Annotated in this window: 6 protein-coding genes; 1 reads left to right on the forward strand and 5 read right to left on the reverse strand. The window is 64.3% G+C overall.

The window, feature by feature from the left end; genetic code table 11:
* From AC3AYF_RS16310 to rpoE, 4 genes are all read right to left on the reverse strand, one after another.
* On the reverse strand, positions 1-397 hold a 397-nt coding region (locus tag AC3AYF_RS16310; protein WP_487780012.1), incomplete at its 3' end, for a trypsin-like peptidase domain-containing protein.
* 233 nt (positions 398-630) lie between these two features.
* Positions 631-1,662: a MucB/RseB C-terminal domain-containing protein gene (locus AC3AYF_RS16315; RefSeq protein ID WP_295040748.1), complete on the reverse strand. Its 1,032-nt coding sequence runs from the start codon at positions 1,660-1,662 to the stop codon at positions 631-633.
* 23 nt (positions 1,663-1,685) lie between these two features.
* Positions 1,686-2,459: a sigma-E factor negative regulatory protein gene (locus tag AC3AYF_RS16320; protein ID WP_295040750.1), complete on the reverse strand. Its 774-nt coding sequence runs from the start codon at positions 2,457-2,459 to the stop codon at positions 1,686-1,688.
* 278 nt (positions 2,460-2,737) lie between these two features.
* Positions 2,738-3,343 carry an RNA polymerase sigma factor RpoE gene (gene rpoE / locus AC3AYF_RS16325; RefSeq protein WP_487780013.1) on the reverse strand — a complete coding sequence of 202 codons (606 nt, stop codon included), beginning with the start codon at positions 3,341-3,343 and terminating at the stop codon, positions 2,738-2,740.
* Between the two features lie 333 nt (positions 3,344-3,676).
* Between rpoE and AC3AYF_RS16330 the strand changes: the two genes are divergently transcribed.
* Positions 3,677-4,759 (forward strand): 3-deoxy-7-phosphoheptulonate synthase, encoded by a 1,083-nt coding sequence (locus AC3AYF_RS16330; RefSeq protein WP_487780014.1) that lies wholly within the window; start codon positions 3,677-3,679, stop codon positions 4,757-4,759.
* A gap of 118 nt (positions 4,760-4,877) precedes the next feature.
* On the opposite strand, the gene dinG is transcribed toward AC3AYF_RS16330, so the two are convergent.
* Positions 4,878-6,840: ATP-dependent DNA helicase DinG (gene dinG / locus AC3AYF_RS16335; RefSeq protein ID WP_487780015.1), on the reverse strand; the 1,963-nt coding region annotated here is incomplete at its 5' end.

Here is a 6,840-nt window from a genome sequence, read left to right on the forward strand (position 1 = left end):
CCCCCAGCGTGGCGGGTAGCTCACGCCGGTCATTGAGCCGGACCATGATCTCGTCGGCATCCTTGACCACGTGGGCGTTGGTCAGAATGTAGCCATCCTTGCGAATGACGAACCCCGACCCCAGCGACTTGCGCTCCTCCTCGCCCTGCGGCATCCCGGGCATCGGCGGCATCTGGTCACCGAAGAAGCGGCGGAAAATCTCGGGAACATCCTGCTGGCCATAGGGTCCGGCGGGTGCGCTGACACTGCTGGTCGTGGAGATATTCACCACGCCGGGAGCAGCCTGCTTGACCAATTCGGTGAAATCCGGCAACTCGCGCGCCTGAGCGGTCTGGACAGCGAGCAGAGTGACGACCATCAGCAGCCACGGAGCGAACCATCTTGTCATGCGTTCCATTAAACACTCCTAAACACTGGATAAAGACTCTGGAGAGCCACACGTTGAACCGATCGATGCCCAAGGGGTAAACGTCACGAAAGAACCTTGCGCATCGAACCCCGCCGCACCTGGAGGCAGGACACGGCGACATTCTCATTGATAAGAAAAGACGGCAAGAGTTCAACGGGATGTAAAGTTTCTTTGCGGCGACAAGCACCCGGGGCTGGAAACTGGTGGCGCCGGACGACCGCTCAGGAACCGGGAGTGGAGGTCTCGGCGGTAACGTCTTCCTGCTCTCCCTGCGCGTCGCCGACGGCCCGATCGACGCCGCCGCTCCCCTCGTCCCAGGTCACTCCCGAGGCGATACGTGCAAGCACTTCCGCAGGGGCTTCGCCCAGCGCCAGTATCTGCATCGGCCTGCCCTGGTGAATCACATGGCGAACCGCGGCGTGGGAGATACCCAGACGATGAATCCCGGCCAACAGCGGGTGCTGGTCACCCGCCAGGGGTTCGACGAACAGACTGATACTGGTCAAGCCGTCGCTGTACATCCGGTGCTCGGCGCGTTCACTCTGTTTTGGACTATCGGGGGGGATCGGCTGTGGCGTGAAGCCATCCGGCAACCATCGAGCCTGCCAAGGCGAGTCGGCGGGAGGATGACCGGGACCCAGGCGAAGCGTTTCGGGATACAGCGAAGGCGACTGCAGATCGGTTATCTGGAAGGTTTCGAGAATCTGGCCATCGACACCGATCATCTCGCGCTTCAACGGCAGCGATGTCTCGCTGTCCAGCCACAGACGATAACCGTAGCGGAGTCCGTCCTGTGGTTCGATATCGAGACGCCACGCCGAACGCCCCGCGACCCGCTCCAGCTCCATCGGCTGGAGTTCGTAATGTTCGACGATTTGAGCGGTCAGAGCGCCCGGTGCGACCCCAGCCGTGAAATCGAGCGCGGCCTGGCTGGAATCCTGGCTCACGCTGCCCCGCTTCTTGACCGCGACGGGCGGGCCGTCGAGAAACCGGGCGACTTCGGTCTCGACACCTTTCTCCACCCGATGGGTCAGCGCCAGCGTCCTGACGCCATCGTAGCTGATGCGTACGGCGCGGGCCTGGAAGTTGTAGCAGTGGCTGGCCCAGAGGCTTCGCAGGAACAGCGCCCTGGGAGAGACGTCATCATCCGCCTTGGCCAGCTCGCGACAGTCGAAGCTCTCCATGGCCGCCCGGGCCCCGCCGGAGGACTGCGCCAGCGCGGCGCCCGGTAGCGCTAGCAGGCTGATAGCCACAGCCCCGAGGTAACACCGAAACATCAACGCGCGTCCATGGCTCCAGTTCCGGCACCCTCCGCCTGCGCGGACAGTGAACCTGGCGTGCGGAGTAGCGGCATCCAGTTGTCACCCGTGCTGTAGGCGGCGCCGACCGAGTGGCGTTCGAGGTAGGATTGCAGCGTCTGCGCCTGCTCGAGATCGACGTTGGGCGACTGGCGGGCATTCGGTGACAGGAACATCGGCCGCATGACCTGCTCGTCGACGGTCATCAGGCCGTTCCCGCTGCCCAGGCCGTTGCCACCCAGCGAGTAGGGCAATCCGTTCGATATCGGCGCCTGCATGGAAGCCTGCATCGCACCGCTCTGGCCCCCGGACCCGGCGTCGACGGCCAGCGAAGCCTGCACGCCTCCACCCTGAGCGGCACTCCCGCTGCTCGTCGCGACATCGGAAGCCGTGGTGGTGTCACCGCCGAACCGACCGTTGTACACCTGCACCCCCGTGATCACCATCAACGACACGGCGGCAGCGACGGCGGCGCCACCCATCATGGAGAAGGAGTGGCGTTTGCCAGGCTGGCCGGCAGGCTCCCGAACCGGCACCGGCTCGTCCGCCAGCGCCGCCATCACGTCACCGGAAATATCGATGTCGACGATCGCGTCGCGCTCGCGTCGCATCATGCTGCGCGCCAGATGGTATCGACGCCAGGTGTCGGATTCCTGCGACGCGGTATCCAATCGCTTGAGTACCCGTCTCAGGTCGAATTCATCGGCTTCGTTGTCCATCAATGCGGAAAACGATTCGTGTACCTGCTTCATAGTCACACCCTCACACTCGCCTTGCGGCTTGCCACGTGTTGAATGACAGCGACACCCAGGGAACACCTGAAGGCGCATCATTGCAGTCGCAAGACCGCGCCAGCCTGCTCTTCACCGGCCCTGATCGCCTGTCGTGTCACCAGTCGACGACGCCTTGACTCTCGCCTGCACCACTATGACGACGGAAACCGGTAACAGTTCATTTTCGATTCATCTTTCGTGACCCCATCGCCGACGCGGATCGAACGGGCCGATCCAGGCGGCGGTGCCAGCGGGACTCAGGAGCCATTGACAGCATTCTGGGCGCCATGTTCCAGCAATGGCTCGATATGCCTGTCGACGGCCTCGCGCGCCCGGAAGATCCGCGAACGGACCGTACCCACCGGGCACTCCATGATCGTGGCGATATCTTCATAGGAGAGGCCGTCGAACTCACGCAAGGTGATCGCAGTGCGCAGATCGTCGGGTAACTGCTCGATCGCCGCGAACACGGCCGACTCGAGCTGGTCGCGGGCGATGGCAGCTTCCGGTGACTCGATATCCGACAGTCGCCCGCTCTGATCGACGATCTCGGCGGCGCTGATGTCCAGATCGCTGCCGGGCGGCCGTCGCCCCCGGGAGACTAGGTAGTTCTTCGCCGTGTTGATGGCGATGCGATACATCCAGGTATAGAAGGCGCTCTCGGCACGAAAGCTTCCCAAGGCGCGATACGCCTTGATGAACGCTTCCTGGGCTACGTCCTGCACCTCGGAGTGGTCCTGAACGTAACGGCTTATCAGCCCGAGAATCTTGTGCTGGTATTTTTTGACCAGGAGATCGAAGGCCCGAGTATCTCCCTTCTGCGCGGGCGCGACGAGTTGTTGATCGGTCTCTCGAACACCCATTCAACGCCTCCCCGAACGACTGGGGGCAGGATGCGGCAGAGCAAAACAGCGGTGACAACTATGGTGACTGGGAGACAATACGCTCATGATCCAACCTGGAGCCCTTGGGGCTCGCGATTCAGTGACAGGCGTGCAACTTATAACAGAAACGAAGGATTAGCACGCGAAGCCGGCCCAGTGTTGCCGTTTTGGCCTCTCCCATCACGCCGCCAGTTTTCCGACCGCTTCCCGGGAGACGGCGCCAGCCGGGCTCGCGAAGTTGATTTTTGTACCCCGAAACCTCCATAGTACGCGCTTCACGCGCAGCCACTACCAGAGCCAACGGGACCCAGCATGTCGGAACAGCAGGTCAACAATCTCAACGTTCTTTCCCAGGATCTCCTGATTACCCCGGAGGCGTTGAAGCAGAACATTCCACTTTCGGAATCCGCCGAACGCACCGTCATCGAAGGCCGCCAGACCATCCAGCGGATTCTCGATCGCGAAGACCCCCGCCTGCTCGTCGTCATCGGCCCCTGCTCGATCCACGACCCGGATGCGGCCCGCGACTACGCCAGGCGCCTACGCAAGCTGGCCGATGCGGTCAGCGACAGCCTCTACATCGTGATGCGCGTGTATTTCGAGAAACCCCGTACCACGGTGGGCTGGAAAGGCCTGATCAACGACCCGCACCTCAACGACTCGTTCGAGATCGAGGAAGGCCTGCATATTGCCCGCCGGCTGCTGGTGGATTTGGCCGAGATCGGACTGCCGCTGGCCACCGAGGCGCTGGATCCCATCTCGCCGCAATATCTGCAGGACTGCATCAGCTGGTCCGCGGTGGGCGCCCGCACCACCGAATCCCAGACGCATCGCGAGATGGCCTCCGGCCTCTCCGGCCCCGTCGGATTCAAGAACGGCACCGACGGCAGCCTCGACGTTGCCGTCAACGCGCTTCAGTCGGTGGCCAGCCCGCACAATTTCCTGGGTATCGACCAGGCCGGCCAGGTCGCGGTCATCCGCACCCGTGGCAACGCCTACGGCCACGTCGTGCTGCGGGGCGGCAACGGCAAGCCCAACTACGACAGCGTCAGCGTCACCCTCGCCGAGAAGGAACTGCACAAGGCGGGCCTGATGGCCAACCGGATGGTCGACTGCTCCCACGCCAACTCCAACAAGGATCCGGCGCTGCAGCCGCTGGTGATGGAGAACGTGACCCACCAGATTCTCGACGGCAACCGCTCGATCATCGGGCTGATGATCGAGTCGAACATCGGCTGGGGCAGCCAGAAGGTGCCGGAGGATCGCAGTCAGCTCCAGTATGGCGTTTCGATCACCGACGCCTGCATCGACTGGCCGACCACCGAGCGCACGCTGACGCAGATGGCGGAGCAGCTCGAGACGCCGCTGCGCGACCGCCTGCAGGCCGACGACTGATCCGTTATCGGTAACGGATCGACTCCCAAGGTCGACAAGGGAAAACGCCCGGTGCTGGAACCAGCACCGGGCGTTTTCACAACGGCGAATTAACAACGACAGAGGCCTCGCTCAGCGATCAGTTCCGGACCGGCTCGCCCGCTTCCACCCCGTCGATCTGGCGTCGAAACGGTGGCAGCGCATCCAGCAACGCCTTGCCGTAGCGACGTGTCAGCACGCGCCGGTCCAGCAGCGAGATACGGCCGCTGTCGTTCTCCTTGCGGATCAGCCGCCCGCACGCCTGTACCAGCTTGATCGACGCATCCGGCACCGAAATCCGCATGAACGGGTTGCCACCCTGGCTTTCGATCCATTCGGCCAGCGTGGCGCCGACCGGATCGTCCGGCACCGAGAATGGCAGCCGGGTGATCACCACGTGGGTCAGGTAACGACCCGGCAGGTCGATTCCCTCGGCGAAGCTCGCCAGACCGAAGATCAGGCTCCCCTTGTCAGCGTCGACGGCGAGGCGATGACGCTCCAGCAGCTCCCTTTTCGGCAGCCGGTCCTGGGAGAGCAGCCGCGAGGCCCACGGCTCCTCCAGCGCATCCGCCACGCTGCGCAGCTGCTTGCGTGACGAGAACAGCACCAGCACCGCTTCATCGTCACCCAGGCCTTCGATGAACTGGACGATCGAGCGATCGTGGGCCATGGCGTCCCCCGGCTCGACCGCCTCCCGCGGCACGCTGAGAATGGCGCGGGAGTAGTCGAACGGGCTCGGCAGGCGCTGGTAGCGGTAGCGGTTGGCCAGCCCCGCCCGCTCCTGAAGTCGCTCGAAGCGGTTGAGCGCCGTCAGCGTCGCCGACGTCACCACCGCCCCATAGCAGCTCCCCCACAGATGGCGCGCCAACGTCTCCGCCGCCGATACCGGGCTGGCCGAGAAGGTCAGCTCCGGCTCCCCGCCGAAACTCTGGAACGTCAGCCAGCGCGCCTGGGGGGCCTGCCCTGCCGGATCCGGCTTGGCCATGGCGGACCACAGCGCATGCGCCTCGAGCGCCCGACCGTGGAGCAGCGCCGTCAGCGGCAGCCAGGGCTCGGCCTGCTCCTTGGGCAGCCCGGTCGATTTATCCGGGTCCAGGCTTTCGCGCAGAATATCGCTCATGGTCTCGAGATCCCGCGACAGCTCGGCGAACGGAATAACCAGTTGCTGGGCGAGCTCGACCAGTGGTTCGGGCGCGCGACCGTTGGGAAAGCGAAAATGCTGGGTTTCGTCGCCGGCACCCGCGCTCAGCCCGGCGATCTGGTGCCCCATGGCATAAGCGTCACCCAGCCGAGGCTCCAGCGCCGCGATCCGCTCGGGGAACGCCGCCAACAGTCGCGCCAGCGTGGGCTGAGCGCCCAACGCGGTATTCAATTCGGTCAGCGACTTCTTCAGCGTGCGCAGCCAGCGCAAGGTGCTATTGATACCGAAGCGGTGATAGAAGTGATCCAGCGCCTTGTCCGGCAGATGGTGCCCTTCATCGAAGACATAGATGCAGTCCTTGGGCGACGGCAACACCATTCCCCCGCCCAGCGCCAGATCCGCCAGCACCAGGTCATGGTTGGCGACGATGATGTCGGCCTGCTCGAGATGCCGGCGCGAACGAAAATAGGCGCAGGCGCCGAAATGGCCGCAGCGGCGGTTGGTGCACTGGCGGTGGTCCACGGTCAGCCGCCGCCAGTCCCGGTCGTCGATGGCGACCGGCCAGCTGTCCCGATCCCCTTCCCAGTTGCCGGAAGCGTAGGTATCGGCCATCTCCTGGATCAACTGCGGAAAGTCGCCGCCCGCATCGGTGGCGATGGTCTGCTCGAACAGCGACAGCGTCGGGTTGGGCTCGGCGCCTTCCAGCGCCTGATCCAGCTTGGCCACGCAGAGGTCGCGGCCGCGACCCTTGGCCAGCGCGTACTCGAAATCGAGGCCGCTGTGTGCATTGAGCATCGGCAGGTCCTGATTGAGCACCTGCTCCTTGCTCGCGCCGAGCAGGGACACGCGGCGCGCGTGGTGACGCCGTCCGCAGTTGGCGGTGAACGATATGTCCGCCAGCTCCGGGTGACCGGGCCTCGAC

The sequence above is a fragment of the Salinicola sp. genome, assembly GCF_982684285.1.

Excerpts from the sequence above, each read along its gene's own strand:
- AC3AYF_RS16320 (WP_295040750.1), bottom strand. The coding sequence starts at position 2,459 with ATGAAGCAGGTACACGAATCGTTTTCCGCATTGATGGACAACGAAGCC.
- rpoE (WP_487780013.1), bottom strand. The coding sequence starts at position 3,343 with ATGGGTGTTCGAGAGACCGATCAACAACTCGTCGCGCCCGCGCAGAAG.
- AC3AYF_RS16330 (WP_487780014.1), top strand. The coding sequence starts at position 3,677 with ATGTCGGAACAGCAGGTCAACAATCTCAACGTTCTTTCCCAGGATCTC.